This window comes from Streptomyces sp. NBC_01669, assembly GCF_026339735.1.
In the GTDB taxonomy this organism is placed as follows: domain Bacteria; phylum Actinomycetota; class Actinomycetes; order Streptomycetales; family Streptomycetaceae; genus Streptomyces; species Streptomyces yanii.
In genome coordinates this window covers 4,957,212-4,973,617 of the sequence record NZ_JAPEQG010000001.1, presented here as the reverse complement: position 1 = coordinate 4,973,617, position 16,406 = coordinate 4,957,212, and the positions used below count along the sequence as shown (strand labels likewise).

Sequence of the window (16,406 nt, the reverse complement as noted above, 5' to 3'; positions counted from 1 at the left end):
GGTGCCCGGCGGGAGTTCACCCGCCGAGCACCTTCACCACGCGGACCAGCTGCCCCGTGTCAGCTGCCTCCGCCGCATCCGCCCCCGCCGCCGCACGAAGAACCGCCGCCGCACGAGGAGCCCCCGCCGCACGAGTGACCACCGGAGTGGCCGCCGCTTCCGCAGGACGAGCCGCCGCCGTCGCCGGCCCACCAGCCGCCACCGGCGGCCGCGCCACCGCCCGAGCCACTGCCCGCGCGGCGCCGCCCGCTGCGCACCCGCCCCGACCTCCGGTTGGCCGCCGCCGCCAGCAGCAGCACCACGACGAACCCGACGAGCACGACCCCGATCAGCACACCAGGAAAGTTCTCCATCGACCTCACGTCCTTCCGTCCCCCGAAGCGAGGTCCCCCGCTTCACACCGCTTCTCGCGTGAGTGGGGGATGCCCTCGGCCCCCCGGAGCCAAAGCAGACTTGAGCAACTCCAGAGCTTCGGCCCAGGATGGCGGGCATGACACAGGGACGACCGCTGCTCAACCGCCGCCTCGCCGAATTCGGCACGACGATCTTCGCGGAGATGTCGGCGCTGGCCGTACGGACCGGCTCCATCAACCTCGGCCAGGGCTTCCCCGACACCGACGGCCCCGAAGAGATCCGGGAGGCCGCGGTCCGCGCGCTGCGCGCCGGCCACGGCAACCAGTACCCGCCGGGCCCCGGCGTCCCGGAACTGCGCACCGCGATCGCCGACCACCAGCAGCGGAGGTACGGACTCGCGTACGACCCCGACTCCGAGGTCCTCGTCACGGCGGGCGCCACCGAGGCCATCGCCGCCGCCCTGCTCGCCCTGGTGGAACCCGGCGACGAGGTCATCGCCCTGGAGCCGTACTACGACTCCTACGCCGCGTGCATCGCCATGGCCGGCGGCACCCGCGTCCCGGTCACCCTGCACCCGGACGCGGACAGCGGTACGTACCGGCTCGACCTCGACGAGCTGCGCGCCGCCGTCACCTCCCGCACCCGGCTGATCCTCCTCAACACCCCGCACAATCCGACCGGCACCGTCCTGACCCGGGAGGAGCTGGCGGCGATCGCCGCACTCGCCTGCGAGCGGGACCTCCTCGTCGTCACCGACGAGGTGTACGAGCATCTGGTCTTCGAGGGCACCCACCTGCCGGTCGCGGGCTTCCCGGGCATGCGGGAGCGGACCGTGACCATCGGCTCCGCGGGCAAGACCTTCTCCTTCACCGGGTGGAAGGTCGGCTGGGTGACCGCGGCCCCGGAGCTGGTGGCGGCGGTCCGCTCGGCGAAGCAGTTCCTGACCTACGTCTCCGCGGGCCCGTTCCAGTACGCGGTCGCCGAGGCACTGCGTCTGCCCGACAGCTACTTCGACGGGCTGCGCGCGGATCTGCGGGCCAAGCGGGACCTGCTGAGCGCCGGGCTGGCCGAGGCCGGATTCGAGGTCTACCGGCCCGCCGGGACGTACTTCGTCACCACCGACATCCGTCCGCTCGGCGGCGAGACCGACGGATTCGCGTTCTGCCGCGCGCTGCCCGAGCGGTGCGGGGTCGTCGCCATCCCCAACGCGGTGTTCTACGACCATCAGGAGGCAGGCCGCAGCAAGGTCCGGTTCGCCTTCTGCAAGCGGGAGGACGTGCTGCGCGAGGCCGTCGCGCGACTCAAGGGGCTCTGAGCGACGGCCCGTCCTGCGCCGTCCGTCCGGCTCCGGCTTCCTCGGGTCCGAGCCGCGCTTCCTGCTGCCCGCGTTCCCGCTGCCACTGCCGTCGGCGCACACCCCGACAAAAACCCGGCCGAGGACGGCGGTCGTGGTGACCGTCGCCCCGGCCGGGCTGTCGTGCGCCTACGGGACGTATCTGCTGACGCCGTCCCGCCGGCGCTGTGAACGGCTGTGCGCTCAGGCGCTCGGCGCGTCCGAGCCGTCGCCCGGCTCCTTGTCGGCCGGCTCCAGCCCCAGACGCTCCCGCAGCCACTTGTCGAACTCGATCGAGGCCCGCACCCAGCTGACCGTCGACGAGACGAAGTGCTCCAGGCTGACGCCCGTACCGATGAGCATCTGCGCCTCACCGATCAGGCGGACCGAGGTCTCGGTGTCCTCGGCGCCCTCCTCGGCCTCGTGGGTGTGGGTGTAGACCTTGGGCCACAGGGTGCGGCGGTTCCAGTCGTCGATCGCGTCGAGGAGGACCGGGCGCTGGTCGGCGGGGTGCGGGCGGTCGTAGAACGTACGGACCGAGAAGACCTGCTGCTCGTCCTCGCCACGGAACATGAAGTACGTGCGGAAGTCCTCCCACGGCGCCGCGAGGTCACCCTCGTCGTCGACGACGTACTTCAGCTCCATCTGATCGAGAAGCTGCTTGACGAGGTCCTGGTCAGGGACGACGGGGCCCTCCGGTCCTGCCGCCTGCGGTTCGGGCTGGCCCCCGAAATTCGGAATCGAGGACGGGTCGATGCTCACCGTGAATTTCCCTTCGTACGGTTGGCGCCATCCTCTCCCATCGTGGGCGGGGAATGGCAACCCCCGACTGGTCCGATCAGCTACCGGCTGACATGATCCCGCCTGTCGGGGAGGGGCTCCGGGAGGGCCCGCGGGAGGGGATGTCATGGACGGAACACGCGGCAGGGCCGCCCGTTTCCGCTCCCCCTTGGTGCTCCTGGCACTGCCCGTGCTCGTCGTCGCCTGGATCGGGTGGTCCGTCATCGGCTTCCTGACGAGCGACAATCCCCTCGACAGCGCGTCGAAGGTCCCCTGCGACGAGGCGATGGAATTCACCGGGGTCCCGTTGCCGGCCGGAGCGCGCGACCGGCGGTGCGTGACGCGCGTCTGGCTGGACACGGAGTACGACGTCCGCTTCCGGATCACCCGTAAGGAGTTGGACGCCTGGCTGGAATCGGAGTTCCCCGGCACCGAGCTCGACCCGAAGTTCTGCGCCGGCGAGGTCGACACCTGCGCGCACATCGAGTTCGGCGACCAGCGGCCGAGCCAGGCGGTCGCGGCCGATGTGTCGGTCGTGTACGAGGGCGGCGGCACCGCCCTCGTACACTTCGAGCCGTTCGACGTCTGAGAACCACCCGGTCCGTTACCGCGCGGGCCCTACGATCAGACCGCTCCCCTCGCCGTCCCCGAACGTGTCCACCCGCACGGTGTCCCCGTCCCTGACCTCGCCCGCGAGGATCTCCTTCGCGAGCCGGTCACCGATCGCGGTCTGGATGAGGCGACGCAGCGGCCGTGCCCCGTACGCCGGGTCGTTGCCCTCCTTGGCCAGCCAGGCCAGCGCGGCCGGGGTGACGTCCAGGGTGAGCCGCCGGTCGACCAGCCGCTTGGCGAGCCGGTCGATCTGGAGCGCGGCGATGTGCGCGAGCTCGTCGCCGGAGAGGGCGGAGAAGACCACCAGGTCGTCGAGCCGGTTGAGGAACTCCGGCTTGAACGAGGCGCGTACGAGCTCCAGGACCCGCTCCCTCTTCTCCTCCGGCTTGGTCAGCGGGTCGACCAGGAACTGGCTGCCCAGGTTCGACGTCAGGACCAGGATGGTGTTGCGGAAGTCCACCGTCCGGCCCTGGCCGTCGGTGAGCCGCCCGTCGTCGAGCACCTGGAGCAGGATGTCGAAGACCTCGGGGTGGGCCTTCTCCACCTCGTCCAGCAGGATGACGCTGTACGGGCGGCGACGGACCGCCTCCGTGAGCTGGCCGCCCTCCTCGTACCCCACATAGCCGGGCGGGGCACCGACCAGCCGGGCGACGCTGTGCTTCTCGCCGTACTCGCTCATGTCGATGCGGACCATGGCCCGCTCGTCGTCGAACAGGAAGTCGGCGAGCGCCTTCGCCAGCTCGGTCTTGCCGACACCGGTCGGGCCGAGGAAGAGGAACGATCCGGTGGGCCGGTCCGGGTCGGCGATACCGGCCCTGGTGCGGCGTACCGCGTCCGACACCGCCTGCACGGCCTCGGTCTGGCCGATCAGCCGCCTGCCCAGCTCCTCCTCCATGCGCAGGAGCTTCTGGGTCTCGCCCTCCAGCAGGCGTCCGGCCGGAATGCCCGTCCAGGCGCCGACGACATCGGCGATGTCGTCGGGGCCGACCTCGTCCTTGACCATGGTGTCCTTGGCGGCCTCCTGCTCGGCCTCGTCGGCCTCGGCGAGCTCCCGCTCCAGGCCCGGGATCTCCCCGTACAGCAGCTTGGAGGCGGTGTCGAAGTCGCCGTCGCGCTGGGCACGCTCGGCCTGTCCACGCAGATCGTCGAGGCGCTCCTTCAGCTCACCGACGCGGTTGAGGCTCTGCTTCTCCTTCTCCCAGCGGGCGGTGAGGCCGCGCAGCTCCTCCTCCTTGTCGGCGAGGTCGCGGCGGAGCTTCTCCAGACGCTGGACGGAAGCGGCATCGGTCTCGCTCTTCAGCGCCAGCTCCTCCATCCGCAGGCGGTCGACGGCGCGCTGCAGTTCGTCGATCTCGACGGGCGAGGAGTCGATCTCCATACGCAGCCGGGACGCCGCCTCGTCGACCAGGTCGATGGCCTTGTCGGGGAGGAAGCGGGAGGTGATGTAACGGTCGGACAGGGTCGCGGCGGCGACCAGCGCGGAGTCCGCGATCTGCACCTTGTGGTGCGCCTCGTAACGGCCCTTGAGGCCGCGGAGGATCGCGATGGTGTCCTCCACGGACGGCTCGGCGACCAGGACCTGCTGGAAGCGGCGCTCCAGGGCGGGGTCCTTCTCGATCCGCTCGCGGTACTCGTCGAGCGTCGTCGCACCCACCATCCGCAGCTCGCCGCGGGCCAGCATCGGCTTGAGCATGTTGCCCGCGTCCATGGCGGAGTCCCCACCGGCGCCCGCGCCCACGACGGTGTGGAGCTCGTCGATGAACGTGATGATCTGGCCGTCGCTCTCCTTGATCTCGGAGAGGACGGTCTTCAGGCGCTCCTCGAACTCCCCGCGGTACTTGGCGCCCGCGACCATGGCTCCCAGGTCCAGCGAGACGAGCCGCTTGTTCCGCAGGCTCTCCGGCACATCGCCCTTGACGATGCGCTGGGCGAGCCCCTCGACGACGGCGGTCTTGCCGACGCCGGGCTCGCCGATGAGCACGGGGTTGTTCTTCGTACGCCGCGACAGGACCTGCACGACGCGCCGGATCTCCTGGTCACGTCCGATGACGGGGTCGAGCTTGCCCTCGCGCGCGGCGGCCGTGAAGTCGGTGCCGAACTTCTCCAGGGCCTTGTACTGGCCCTCCGGGTCGGGTGTGGTCACCCGGCGCCCTCCCCTGCTCTTCTCGAATGCGTCCAGCAGCTTATTCGCGCCGGCGCCCTGCCCGGTGAGGATCTCACCGGCGCGGCCGCCCTCGGCCGCGATACCGATCAGCAGATGCTCGGTGGAGAGGTAGTCGTCGCCGAGCTCCTTCGCGCGCTGCGCGGCGTCGGAGATGACGGCGAGCAGCTCACGGTTGGGCTGCGGCGGAGCGACGGTCGACCCGGTGACGCTGGGCAGCGACGCGAGCAGCCGCTCGGTCTCGCTGCGCACGGCGGCCTGGTCGGCCTCGACGGCGGCCAGCAGGTCGATGATGTTCTCGTTGTCCTCGCCCTGGAGCAGGGCGAGGACAAGATGCCCAGGGGTCAGATCGGGGTGTCCGTCCTTCACGGCCCTGCTGGTGGCCGCATTGATGGCATCCCGGCTCTTGTTGGTCAGCTCGGCGTCCACGTGCGCTCTCTCCTCCTTGCGGTGACTGGCCTGTCCATAACTCTGACCAGATCAACGTCCACAAAGTTGAGTCTATTCCACTCAAGGCGCATCCTGCGGTCCCACGCCACTTGAACCAGGGCCGGAACCCGGAGAGGAAACAGGGCTCCCGGTCGAGTGAACCGGCCGGACCGCTCCTCCGCCACCGCACCGCATCGGGGCACGGGTCTGCGGATGCCTACCCTTTCCCCATGGCCGTAGACGTACGCAACCCCAGCCCCGAGTACCTCGCCTTCTGGCGCGAGTACCACGTGTGCACCCTGACCACCCACCGCCCCGACGGCAGCCCGCACGTGGTGCCGGTCGGCGTGACGTACGACCCCGAGGCCGGGCTCGCCCGCATCATCACCAACAAGAGCAGCAGAAAGGTCGCCAACGTCCTGGCCGCCGGTCCGGACGGGGCACGGGTGGCGGTCTGCCAGGTGGACCGGGGGCGCTGGGCGACGCTGGAGGGCCGCGCGACGGTCCGTACGGAGCAGGACGTGGTCGACGACGCGGTACTCCGCTACGCGGAACGCTACGGGCGCACGCCGACACCCAACCCGAACCGGGTCGTCATCGAGATCGCCCTCGACCGGGCACTGGGCCGGGGCGCACCGGTCCGCACGGCCTGACGGCCGCCTCCGGGCAGCACAGCGGCGCCACCGTGTTCAGGTCACGATGGCGCCGCTGTGTGGGGGAGTGTCCGAGCGACATGGAACGACGGGGGATCGCTCAGGCACTGCGGGGGGTGGCGGAGATGGTTTCTGGTTCGATCAGCTGGTGGTCACGCTGATCAAGATTGACGAAGATCATTCCGTACCGGATCGCACACCGGACAGGCTGCGGCGCCCCGCGGGGGCGACGCAGGCACCGGTAGGCGCGGACCTCGTCGTCGTCCTCGAGGACGACGACGACAGGCTCTCCGAGCAGGGTGACCATCAACGAATCGCCATGGCGGGGGAGTGCCGTGAGCAGATCGATGAAGTGCCACCCTGAGCGGTAGGCCGAGGCCATCTCCCGCCGGAAGACCCTGTCGTCCGGCGGGATGGTCACGCCTCCGCCAGATTCACCGGAGAGCTGCCCCAGCCGACATCGTCTTGGTGGAGGTCGACGGCGGCACCTGTCGGCACACTGCCCCAGCCGACATCGGCTTGGCGGAGGTCGACGACAGCGCCTGCCTGCACACTGCCCCATCCGACGTCCGGGGGAGAGACATTCGCCACGAGCAGCAGCGCAGCAGCGCCAAACACAGTGACAAGCACTGAGCGAAGCATTCGCTTGTACATAGTCGGCTTCGTCCTCACTTGATGGTTTCCTCTCCCCCGCCCAACAAGACGATGGCTCATTCAGGCACGTCAATGCCACAGGAGCGATGCATCATGTTCCTGCATGTTCAGGACCCTGGGGGGTGGAGATTTGCCTACAAACAACACCGAACCGACACATACTCACGCGGTCACGGACCTGTGCACGGAGGGGGCACGGCTGTACGCCAGCGCACTGAGTGTCGGACGCATCGCTCGCGCCGAAATGGAACCCGCACCCTGCCTCATCGAGTTCGGGCTCCTGCTTCCCGACCCGGACGACGCCTCGTGGCTCCGCCCGGTTCCGCCCTCGGCCGCCCTGGCGCAGCGGCTCCACCCGCTGGAACGTGAGATCCAGGACCGCAGACGGACGTCCGTGGAACTGACTGACGCCTTTGAACCATTCATGGCCATCAGCGCCCAGAGTCCGGCACCCACGCATGCGATCACCGTGCTGGAAGGCATCGACCGGATCAACGCGGCGCTCGACCTGGCCATCGCCGAGAGCCGGACCGAAGTGCTGACCATCCAGCCCGGAGGCGGACGCAGCGAGGAAGTCCTCAGCGAAGCCCTGACCCGCAGCAAGCCTCTAATAGATTCCGGTATCAGCGTCCGCACCCTCTACCAGCACACGGTCAGGCACAGCCAACGCACTTTCGCCTACGTGGAACTGATGGCCGGCGCCAGAATGGAGATCCGTACGCTCGAAGAGCTCATCGAGCGTCTCATCATCTGCGACGACACCGTCGCCTTCATCCCGGTCCGGGACAGCCCCCCTATCGCCCTCGAACTGCGGCACCCCGGGCTGGTCGCGTACCTGACGAAGGTGTTCGAGCAATTCTGGCGCCGGGCGGTTCCGTTGAACGAAGCAGCCCCGTACGACCCGGCACGCGACGGCATCACCGGCGTCCAGCGCGCCATAGCCACGCTGTTGGTCGAGGGGTACGTCGACGAGGCCATAGCCCGCCGTCTCGGCATGAATGTCCGTACCTGCCGTGCGCATGTCGCCAAGCTCTCCTCCACCCTCGGCAGCAACAGCCGCGCCCAACTCGGCTACCTGATAGCCCAGTCCGGGATACTGGACACCCCGGACGACGGAACCCAGGATCTCGACATGACGTCTTCCGAGACGCCCGACCAGGACACCTGAAGGACACGCCGGGCCTCCCAGGCCACGCATTCCCGCCCCACTCAGAGCCTGTCGGGTGACCTTCGATCGGATAGCGGAGCGGCCTGGTGCGTGCGATTCCAAGGCAGCGGGATGTCCTCGGATGGGGTCTCCCCCGCTCGAACGAAGCTGAGAGCTTGGGGAAGGAGCTACCAGGACATTTCGGCAACGCGGGAAGCGTGCGCGCCAGGGCGTGGCCGCCCGATCAGAGGTCACCCGACAGGCTCTCAGCCGCGCGGCGGGCCGGGTCGCCGGCTCAGCCTGCCTCGCCGCCGATTCCCTCGCACAGCGAAGAGCGGCACGGCACCACTCCGGTATAGAGCAGATAGGCCAGGAGGACGGCCAGGATGATCACCTCGCAGGCAAGAAGCCCCCACAGTGCGGACCATGCCTCCGACCGCGCCTCGAGCTCTCGACGGCTGCGGACCCGCCGCCAGGGATTGCTGGGGTCATAGACCATCAGTGCCTCTTCGCCGGGTGTCCCCCATCGGGTTCCGCTCAGCGGGGAGATGTAGATGACCCGGTCTCCGGACTCCGTACGGAATTCAAAGCTCGTGGAATATCGGCTTTCGGATTCGGAAATACTCCGGCACCGACCCGTCACCTCGACACCAATACGCCTCAGACGGCGGTCGACCAGCAGCGGGACCACACCGAACCATGCGATGAACGGCAGCGGAAATAAGACCAGACAGATGATGACCCAGCCAAGAGTGTCCACCTGGCCATGGTGGCACGAGCTGCGGCCGTTGCCCTGGGGCTCCGAATTTCCGGGCGGCACCTCACGCCGCATCACTGCGACGCTCGACGCCGCGCGGCATCCCGGTGACCGCCCGTCGCAGCCGGTGCCCCTCGCCCTGTGGCAGGCGACCGGCCGGTGAGCTGTGGTGTTCCACCGGTGACCTGGGGCAGGTCACCGGTGAAACAGGGCTGACAGCAAACGCTCAAGCGTGCGATCATCAGGCCCGGCGCTCCCCCCACATCCCTGGTGCTCCCCCACGCCCCACCGGACCGAGAGCGATCCCGAATACACATGCCTCAGCGTTTCCGCGCTGCCTGCGCGACGGCCGCCGCCGTGGGCGCGGCCGTCGCCGGACTTGCCCTGCCCTCCACCGCGCATGCCGCCACCACCTGCGCGGACGGCGTGTGGAAGGCCACGTACTACCCCAACACCAGCTTCTACGGCACACCGAAGCTGACGACGTGCGACACCTCGATCAACGAGAACTACGGCACGGGTGACCCAGCGGGCGTCACCCTGCCCAAGGACAACTTCACCGTCCGCTGGCAGACCACCCGCGACTTCGGCTCCGGCGGCCCCTTCACCTTCACCGCCGCCGTCCGCGACGGCATCCGTGTGTACCTGGACGGCGTCCGCAAGATCGACGTGTGGAAGAACGTCTCCACCACCCAGACCAAGCCGCTCAACCTCACCGTCCCCAAGGGCCGCCACACCATCCGCGTCGACTTCGTCGCCTTCACCGGCTCCGCCAACGTCAAGTTCGCGTACGCCCCCCGCACCACCGCCGGCGTCGACAAGGTCAAGCCCCTCGCGCCCACCGGGGTCACCGCGGCCTACAACCCGGCAACCCTCAAGGCCACCATCCGCTGGTCCAAGAACTACGAGATGGACCTTGCCGGATACCACGTCTACCGCCGCACCTCGGGCAGCAGCAGCTGGATCCGGGTCACCAGCACCCCGGTGACCGGCACCACTTTCACCGACACCCCGTTCGCGACCGGCCAGACGTACTACTACGAGGTCCGCGCCGTCGACAAGGCCGGCAACGCCTCCACCGGCAGCACCGACATCCAGGTCGTCAGCGTCGACAAGACCCCGCCTCCCGCGCCCACCGGACTCACCGCCGGCAATGACCCTCTGTTCGGTGTCTCCCTGTTCTGGAGCGGGAGCGAGGGCATGGTGAAGTATCGGATCCTCCGCGCCTCCTCCCCCACCGGGCCGTTCACCGATCTCGGGTTCAATGCCGGGAACGGCTCGGCGGACGAGACGTCTCCCTACGGCAAGACGTCCTACTACAAGGTGACCGCCACGGACGCGGCCGGGAACACCTCCCAGTCGAAGGTTCTGGCGTTCAGCCGCCCGCTGGCCATCCCCTCCGAGGTGAGCTCGAAGAACAACGAGGCGGACAACGGCGGCATCGAGATCAGCTGGAAGGTGTCCAAGTACGCGCCGCAGGACTTCCGGGTCTACCGCAGGGACGCCTCCGCCGAGGGCGCCACCCCGGAACGAATCACCTGCAGGCCGTACCGCATCGGAAACTCCGCGGACTACTTCCCGGAGTACGCGTGCACCGACACTTCCGTGGTGGCGGGCACGACGTACAGCTACTTCGTCACCACCGTCGACAGCACGGGCCGCGAGTCCGAGCCCTCACGGGTGACCAGCGTGGGCCGCCGTGACAGGACCAGCCCCCCGGCCGCCACCGGGCTGACCGCCACGCCGAGGGAGTACGGAACCGAGCTGAAGTGGGACGAGAGTCCCGCACCCGACGTCGCCAGGTACCGCATCTTCCGCGGGACCTCCGTCGACGACTCCGCCGACCACGAGCTCGTCGCCTCCGTCGCACCCGGAACCACCCGGTTCGTCGACACCGACCGGCCTGACGGCGAGACCTGGGTCTACTTCGTGGACGTGCTGGACACGTCCAACAACTCCATCTACACGCTCTCCGTGCCGGCGAACGTCGCGCATGTCACCGTCACCGAGCTCGACACCACGCCCTCCGTGGAGGCGCCGCCGGGCGCACCGCTCACGCCGACCGCCACCGCGGCCGGCTCCGCGGTCGAGCTGTCCTGGAGCGCGGACGACGAGGCCACCGGCTACTTCGTCAGCCGCTGGAACCCCGGCACCCAGCAGTACGAGAAGCTCACGACGGACCCCGTCACGATGACCTCGTACCAGGACACCACCGCCGCCACCGGCACCACCCACTACTACTGGGTGACCTCGGTGCACGCGGACGGCAGCGAGTCCGCTCCGGGAGCCGCCTGGGCGATCGTGCCGCCCGTCAGCTGACCTCGACGCACACGAAAGGGGCCGGGAGGTTCGCACCTCCCGGCCCCTTCGTACGTGCTACGGCGTCAGCCGTCGCGCTTCGGCCGCCACACCACCAGCGCGCTCGCCTGCTGCACATCCGTGTACGGCACCAGATCGCGCCGGTACGACGCGCGCACCTGCGCCTCGCGCTGCTGCATCGCCGCCGCAGCACCGTCCACCGCCGCGGAGAGTTCGGCGACGCGCTGCTGGAGCGCGGCCACCTGGTTCTCCAGTTCGATGATGCGCTTGATGCCCGCCAGGTTGATGCCCTCGTCCTGCGACAGTTGCTGCACCGTGCGCAGCAGCTCGATGTCGCGGGCCGAGTAACGCCTGCCGCGGCCGGCCGTGCGGTCGGGGGAGACCAGGCCGAGGCGGTCGTACTGGCGCAGTGTCTGCGGATGCAGGCCCGAGAGCTGGGCCGCGATCGAGATCACGTACACCGGGGAGTCATCGGTCAGTTCGTACGGATTACGTCGTCGGCCGTCCACCTCAAGCTCCCTTCGCCGCCTGGAACAGCTCCGCCCGCGGGTCCTCCCCCGCGGTCGCCTTCCGGTAGGCCTCCAGCGCGTCCTGGGCGTCGGGGGTGAGGTCCGTAGGGACCGCCACCTCGACGGTGACCAGGAGGTCGCCCCGGGTGCCGTCCTTGCGTACGGCACCCTTGCCGCGGGCGCGCATCGTACGCCCGTTGGGGGTGCCGGCCGGAAGTTTCAGGGTGACGGGCGGTCCGCCGAGCGTCGGGACCTTCACCTCGCCGCCGAGCGCCGCCTCCGCGAAGGTGACGGGCACGGTGACCGTGAGGTTGTCGCCCTTGCGGCCGAAGACCGGGTGGGCGTCGACATGCACGACGACGTACAGGTCGCCGGCCGGTCCGCCGCGCTCGCCCGGTGCGCCCTTGCCGCGCAGCCGGATCCGCTGGCTGTCGGAGACGCCCGCCGGGATCCTGACCTGCATGGTGCGCGACGAACGCGCCCGCCCGCTGCCCTTGCACACATCGCACGGGTCCTGGGCGATGAGGCCCCGGCCCTTGCAGTCCACGCAGGGATCGGTGAGCGAAAATCCGCCGCCGCTGCCACGCGACACCTGTCCGGTGCCGACACAGGTCGGGCAGACCCTCGGGGTGCCGTTCTTGTCGCCGGTGCCCGAACACGCCTTGCAGGGCGCCTGGCTGGACATCCTCAGCGGGACCGTGGCCCCGTCGACCGCCTCGGTGAAGCTGAGCGTCACCTCGGACTCGATGTCCTGCCCGCGGCGCGGCTGCACGCGTGTCCCCGTACCGCCGCCCCGGTTGAACAGCCCGCCGAAGACATCGCCCAGACCGCCGCCGCCGCCGAAGCCGCCGGGGCCGCCGGGACCTCCGCCCTGCGTGCCTCCGAAGAGGTCGCCCAGGTCGAAGTTGAAGTTGCCTCCCGCGCCTCCGGGACCGGCCCGGAAGCCGCCGTTGCCGAAGAGGGCGCGTGCCTCGTCGTACTCCTTGCGCTTCTTGGCGTCGCCGAGGATGTCATTGGCCTCGGAGATCTCCTTGAAGCGCTCCTCCGCCTTGTTGTCGCCCTTGTTCGCGTCCGGGTGGAACTCGCGGGCGAGCTTCCGGTACGACTTCTTGATCTCGGCTTCGGTGGCGTCCTTGGGGACGCCGAGGACCTTGTAGTAGTCCTTCTCGACGAAGTCCTTCGTGCTCATCGACGTCCCTCCTTCCGGACGATCGGCCGGGCGACCGGCCCGCAGGCCGGTCGCCGAACCGGGCGGTGGGCCCCGCGGTGGTCGGACGAAATGTCAGACCTCCTCGGTGCCACCGCTCTCCTCGTCGTCTGTCGTCTCCTCTTTGGCCGCCGCGGGGCTCGCGCCCGGCTGCGGCTCGGCCACTGCCACCCGCGCGGGGCGGATGGTGCGCTCGCCGATGCGATACCCCGGCTGCAGGATCGCCACGCAGGTCGTCTCGGTGACGTCCGGCGCGTACGAGTGCATCAGGGCTTCGTGGATCGTCGGGTCGAAGGGCTCGCCCTCCTTGCCGAACTGCTGCAGGCCCAGCTTGGCGACGACCGTCTCCAGCGATTCGGCCACCGACTTGAACCCGCCCACGAGCTCGCCGTGTTCCCTGGCGCGGCCGACGTCGTCGAGCACGGGCAGGAGCTCGGTCAGGAGACCCGCAACGGCGATCTCCTTGACCGTGACCCGGTCCCGCTCCACGCGGCGGCGGTAGTTCTGGTACTCGGCCTGGAGCCGCTGGAGGTCGCCGGTGCGCTCGGTGAGCGCGCTGCGTGCCTGGTCCAGCTGTGCCGTCAGACCGGCGGTCTGGTTCACGTCCCCGGCCGGGGCCGCCCCCTCCTCCGTAGAGGGGGAGGCAGCCTTCGGATCGGCGTCGTCAGGGGTGGCGCCGGAGGGAGCGTCGGGCTTCTCCTCGAAGCCCGGAGTCTCCTCGGTCACGCCGCACCGCCCTTGGCGTCCTTCTCGTCGTCCACGATCTCGGCGTCGACGACGTCGTCATCGGCCCTGGCCTGCTCGGCACCCGGCTGGCCGTCGGCCTGCGGGCCACCCTCGGCCTGCGCGTTGGCGTACATCGCCTGACCCAGCTTCTGGGAGACGGCCGCGACCTTCTCGGTGGCGGTACGGATCTCGGCGGTGTCCTCGCCCTTGAGCTTCTCCTTCAGCTCGGTGAGCGCGGTCTCCACCTCCGTCTTCACGTCGCCGGGAACCTTGTCCTCGTTGTCCTTGAGGAACTTCTCCGTCTGGTAGACGAGCTGCTCGCCCTGGTTGCGGGACTCGGCGGCCTCGCGGCGGCGGTGGTCCTCCTCCGCGTACTGCTCGGCCTCCTCACGCATCCGGTTGACCTCGTCCTTCGGCAGCGAGGAGCCGCCGGTGACGGTCATCTTCTGCTCCTTGCCGGTGCCGAGGTCCTTGGCGGCGACGTGCATGATGCCGTTGGCGTCGATGTCGAACGCGACCTCGATCTGCGGGACACCACGCGGGGCCGGCGGCAGACCGGTCAGCTCGAACATGCCGAGCTTCTTGTTGTACGCCGCGATCTCGCGCTCGCCCTGGTAGACCTGGATCTGGACGGACGGCTGGTTGTCCTCGGCCGTCGTGAAGATCTCGGACCGCTTGGTCGGGATCGTCGTGTTGCGCTCGATGAGCTTCGTCATGATGCCGCCCTTGGTCTCGATACCGAGAGACAGCGGGGTGACATCGAGCAGCAGGACGTCCTTGACCTCGCCCTTGAGGACACCGGCCTGGAGCGAGGCGCCGATGGCGACGACCTCGTCCGGGTTCACGCCCTTGTTGGCCTCCTGGCCACCGGTGAGCTCCTTGACGAGCTCGGCGACGGCCGGCATACGGGTCGAGCCACCGACGAGAACGACGTGGTCGATCTCGGAGAGCTGGATGCCCGCGTCCTTGATGACGTTGTGGAACGGGTTCTTGCAGCGGTCCAGGAGGTCCGCGGTGAGCTGCTGGAACTGGGCGCGCGTGAGCTTCTCGTCCAGGTGCAGCGGGCCCTCGGCGGACGCCGTGATGTACGGCAGGTTGATCGTGGTCTCCGTCGAGGAGGACAGCTCGATCTTCGCCTTCTCCGCGGCTTCGCGGAGACGCTGGAGAGCCATCTTGTCCTTGGACAGGTCCACACCGTGACCGTTGGCGAACTGCTTCACCAGGTAGTCGACGACGCGCTGGTCCCAGTCGTCACCACCGAGGTGGTTGTCACCGTTGGTGGCCTTCACCTCGACGACGCCGTCGCCGATCTCCAGGAGGGACACGTCGAAGGTGCCGCCACCGAGGTCGAAGACGAGGATCGTCTGGTCGTCCTTGTCGAGCCCGTACGCCAGCGCGGCGGCGGTCGGCTCGTTGACGATACGCAGGACGTTCAGGCCCGCGATCTCGCCGGCCTCCTTCGTCGCCTGACGCTCGGAGTCGTTGAAGTACGCGGGAACGGTGATCACCGCGTCGGTGACCTTCTCGCCCAGGTACGCCTCGGCGTCGCGCTTCAGCTTCTGCAGGATGAAGGCGCTCATCTGCTGCGGGTTGAAGCTCTTGCCGTCGAGGTCGATCTTCCAGTCGGTGCCCATGTGACGCTTGACCGACCGGATGGTCCTGTCGACGTTGGTCACCGCCTGGCGCTTGGCGACCTCGCCCACCAGAACCTCGCCGTTCTTCGCGAAGGCGACGACGGACGGCGTGGTCCTGGCGCCTTCGGCGTTGGTGATGACGGTGGGCTCGCCGCCTTCGAGAACGCTGACGACGGAGTTAGTCGTGCCCAGGTCGATGCCGACCGCACGTGCCATTTCAATTCCTCCAACTGACTACTTGAGTGGATCTGACTCAAGGATGCATGACAGCCGCCCCAGAGTCAACAGAGCTGAGTCGAGTCGACTCAACTATCGTGCACACACCCCGCCCCACCTGCGCACCAACGGACGACACCCGACCGCCCGGCGGGCCACACACCCGGTCCATCATCGTCGCGTGGGATCGTTCTGTCACAAAATGGCGAGAGCCGCACAAAACTGGCACTCGACCCGTCCGAACCAGGCAGGTGTGAACGATGCGGATGCGCATTCGGATGCGGATGCAGACACACGCGTGGACCAGACCGAGGTCGCACATGACAGCCAAGCGCGCACTGGATCTCGTCCTCGGCTCGGCCCTGCTGACCCTGGCCGCCCCCCTGTTCGCCGCTGGAGCTCTCACCCTCGCCGCGCAGCGCCCCCCGGGCTGCGTACTGACCCGCTCCACCCGGATCGGACTGGCCGGCCACCCCTTCGTACTGCGTTCCCTGGGCACCCGCCGGCTGCACCTGGACGTACTGTCCCAGCTGCCCCACGTCCTGCGGGGAGATCTCTCGCTCGTCGGACCGGAACCGCTCACCCCTGACCACGAGCGGGCGGGCACCCCGAACGAGGCCGGTGCGCGACACTGGCGGCAGGAACTGAGACCCGGCCTCACCGGCCTGGCCCAGGTCCGCTCCCGCTCCGGAATGCCGTGGGACGAACCCGCCCTGCTCGACCAGCACTACGCCGAGCAGCACTGGCTGGGACTCGACCTGGCCATCCTCGCGGAAGCCGTACACGCCGCACTCCGCGCCACCCTCCGCGGGCTCATCCACCGCGGGAAGGCACCCCTGAGCGACACAGATCACCGGCTGCGCGGCTACAGCGCGGCGGAATAAGTGGATAGTGTCAGCACAGACTGATTAAGTT

General features: G+C 69.1%; 16 protein-coding genes. 6 read left to right on the top strand and 10 right to left on the bottom strand.

Annotation, left to right across the window (positions count from 1 at the left end; genetic code table 11):
• Positions 1-59: 59 nt before the first annotated feature.
• Complete coding sequence (locus tag OG972_RS22320) at positions 60-353, bottom strand: hypothetical protein (RefSeq protein WP_266984119.1); 294 nt, start codon at positions 351-353, stop codon at positions 60-62.
• A 137-nt stretch (positions 354-490) separates the two neighbouring features.
• Between OG972_RS22320 and OG972_RS22315 the strand changes: the two genes are divergently transcribed.
• The gene (locus OG972_RS22315) at positions 491-1,669 is read left to right on the top strand and encodes a pyridoxal phosphate-dependent aminotransferase (RefSeq protein WP_266984117.1); all 1,179 of its coding nucleotides are present in this window, start codon (positions 491-493) and stop codon (positions 1,667-1,669) included.
• A 222-nt stretch (positions 1,670-1,891) separates the two neighbouring features.
• Here OG972_RS22315 and OG972_RS22310 read toward each other — a convergent pair whose 3' ends face one another.
• The gene (locus OG972_RS22310; RefSeq protein ID WP_266984115.1) at positions 1,892-2,449 is read right to left on the bottom strand and encodes a YbjN domain-containing protein; all 558 of its coding nucleotides are present in this window, start codon (positions 2,447-2,449) and stop codon (positions 1,892-1,894) included.
• Between the two features lie 145 nt (positions 2,450-2,594).
• Here OG972_RS22310 and OG972_RS22305 point away from each other — a divergent pair, with 145 nt between their 5' ends.
• Positions 2,595-3,056 (top strand): hypothetical protein, encoded by a 462-nt coding sequence (locus tag OG972_RS22305; RefSeq protein ID WP_266984113.1) that lies wholly within the window; start codon positions 2,595-2,597, stop codon positions 3,054-3,056.
• 15 nt (positions 3,057-3,071) lie between these two features.
• Here OG972_RS22305 and clpB read toward each other — a convergent pair whose 3' ends face one another.
• Positions 3,072-5,669: an ATP-dependent chaperone ClpB gene (clpB, locus tag OG972_RS22300; protein WP_266984112.1), complete on the bottom strand. Its 2,598-nt coding sequence runs from the start codon at positions 5,667-5,669 to the stop codon at positions 3,072-3,074.
• Between the two features lie 230 nt (positions 5,670-5,899).
• On the opposite strand from clpB, the gene OG972_RS22295 reads away from it, so the two are divergent.
• A complete protein-coding gene (locus OG972_RS22295) occupies positions 5,900-6,322 on the top strand; it encodes a pyridoxamine 5'-phosphate oxidase family protein (protein ID WP_266984110.1) in 423 nt (140 codons plus the stop codon).
• 100 nt (positions 6,323-6,422) lie between these two features.
• On the opposite strand, the gene OG972_RS22290 is transcribed toward OG972_RS22295, so the two are convergent.
• Both OG972_RS22290 and OG972_RS22285 read right to left on the bottom strand, forming a co-directional pair.
• Positions 6,423-6,743, bottom strand: a complete 321-nt coding sequence (locus OG972_RS22290; protein WP_266984108.1) for a (2Fe-2S)-binding protein — start codon at positions 6,741-6,743, stop codon at positions 6,423-6,425.
• Entirely contained in the window at positions 6,740-6,952 is a 213-nt protein-coding gene (locus OG972_RS22285) for a hypothetical protein (RefSeq protein ID WP_266984106.1), read from the bottom strand. The genes OG972_RS22290 and OG972_RS22285 overlap by 4 nt, the downstream gene beginning before the upstream one ends.
• A gap of 127 nt (positions 6,953-7,079) precedes the next feature.
• Here OG972_RS22285 and OG972_RS22280 point away from each other — a divergent pair, with 127 nt between their 5' ends.
• A complete protein-coding gene (locus tag OG972_RS22280; RefSeq protein WP_266984104.1) occupies positions 7,080-8,144 on the top strand; it encodes a helix-turn-helix transcriptional regulator in 1,065 nt (354 codons plus the stop codon).
• Between the two features lie 274 nt (positions 8,145-8,418).
• Here the strand turns inward: OG972_RS22280 and OG972_RS22275 are convergent, their stop codons facing one another.
• Positions 8,419-8,883, bottom strand: a complete 465-nt coding sequence (locus OG972_RS22275) for a DUF3592 domain-containing protein (RefSeq protein ID WP_266984102.1) — start codon at positions 8,881-8,883, stop codon at positions 8,419-8,421.
• A 312-nt stretch (positions 8,884-9,195) separates the two neighbouring features.
• Here OG972_RS22275 and OG972_RS22270 point away from each other — a divergent pair, with 312 nt between their 5' ends.
• Positions 9,196-11,199 (top strand): PA14 domain-containing protein, encoded by a 2,004-nt coding sequence (locus tag OG972_RS22270; protein ID WP_266984100.1) that lies wholly within the window; start codon positions 9,196-9,198, stop codon positions 11,197-11,199.
• 65 nt (positions 11,200-11,264) lie between these two features.
• On the opposite strand, the gene OG972_RS22265 is transcribed toward OG972_RS22270, so the two are convergent.
• The 4 genes from OG972_RS22265 to dnaK all read right to left on the bottom strand — a co-directional run bounded on the left by OG972_RS22265 (position 11,265) and on the right by dnaK (position 15,491).
• The gene (locus tag OG972_RS22265) at positions 11,265-11,708 is read right to left on the bottom strand and encodes a helix-turn-helix domain-containing protein (RefSeq protein ID WP_266984098.1); all 444 of its coding nucleotides are present in this window, start codon (positions 11,706-11,708) and stop codon (positions 11,265-11,267) included.
• A 1-nt stretch (position 11,709) separates the two neighbouring features.
• Positions 11,710-12,897: a molecular chaperone DnaJ gene (gene dnaJ, locus OG972_RS22260; protein WP_266984096.1), complete on the bottom strand. Its 1,188-nt coding sequence runs from the start codon at positions 12,895-12,897 to the stop codon at positions 11,710-11,712.
• A 93-nt stretch (positions 12,898-12,990) separates the two neighbouring features.
• Positions 12,991-13,641, bottom strand: coding sequence for a nucleotide exchange factor GrpE (grpE, locus tag OG972_RS22255; protein WP_266984094.1), 651 nt, complete (start codon positions 13,639-13,641; stop codon positions 12,991-12,993).
• Positions 13,638-15,491, bottom strand: a complete 1,854-nt coding sequence (gene dnaK, locus OG972_RS22250) for a molecular chaperone DnaK (protein ID WP_266984092.1) — start codon at positions 15,489-15,491, stop codon at positions 13,638-13,640. The genes grpE and dnaK overlap by 4 nt, the downstream gene beginning before the upstream one ends.
• Positions 15,492-15,811: 320 nt before the next feature.
• Between dnaK and OG972_RS22245 the strand changes: the two genes are divergently transcribed.
• Complete coding sequence (locus OG972_RS22245) at positions 15,812-16,375, top strand: sugar transferase (protein WP_266984090.1); 564 nt, start codon at positions 15,812-15,814, stop codon at positions 16,373-16,375.
• The last annotated feature ends 31 nt before the right edge of the window (positions 16,376-16,406 follow it).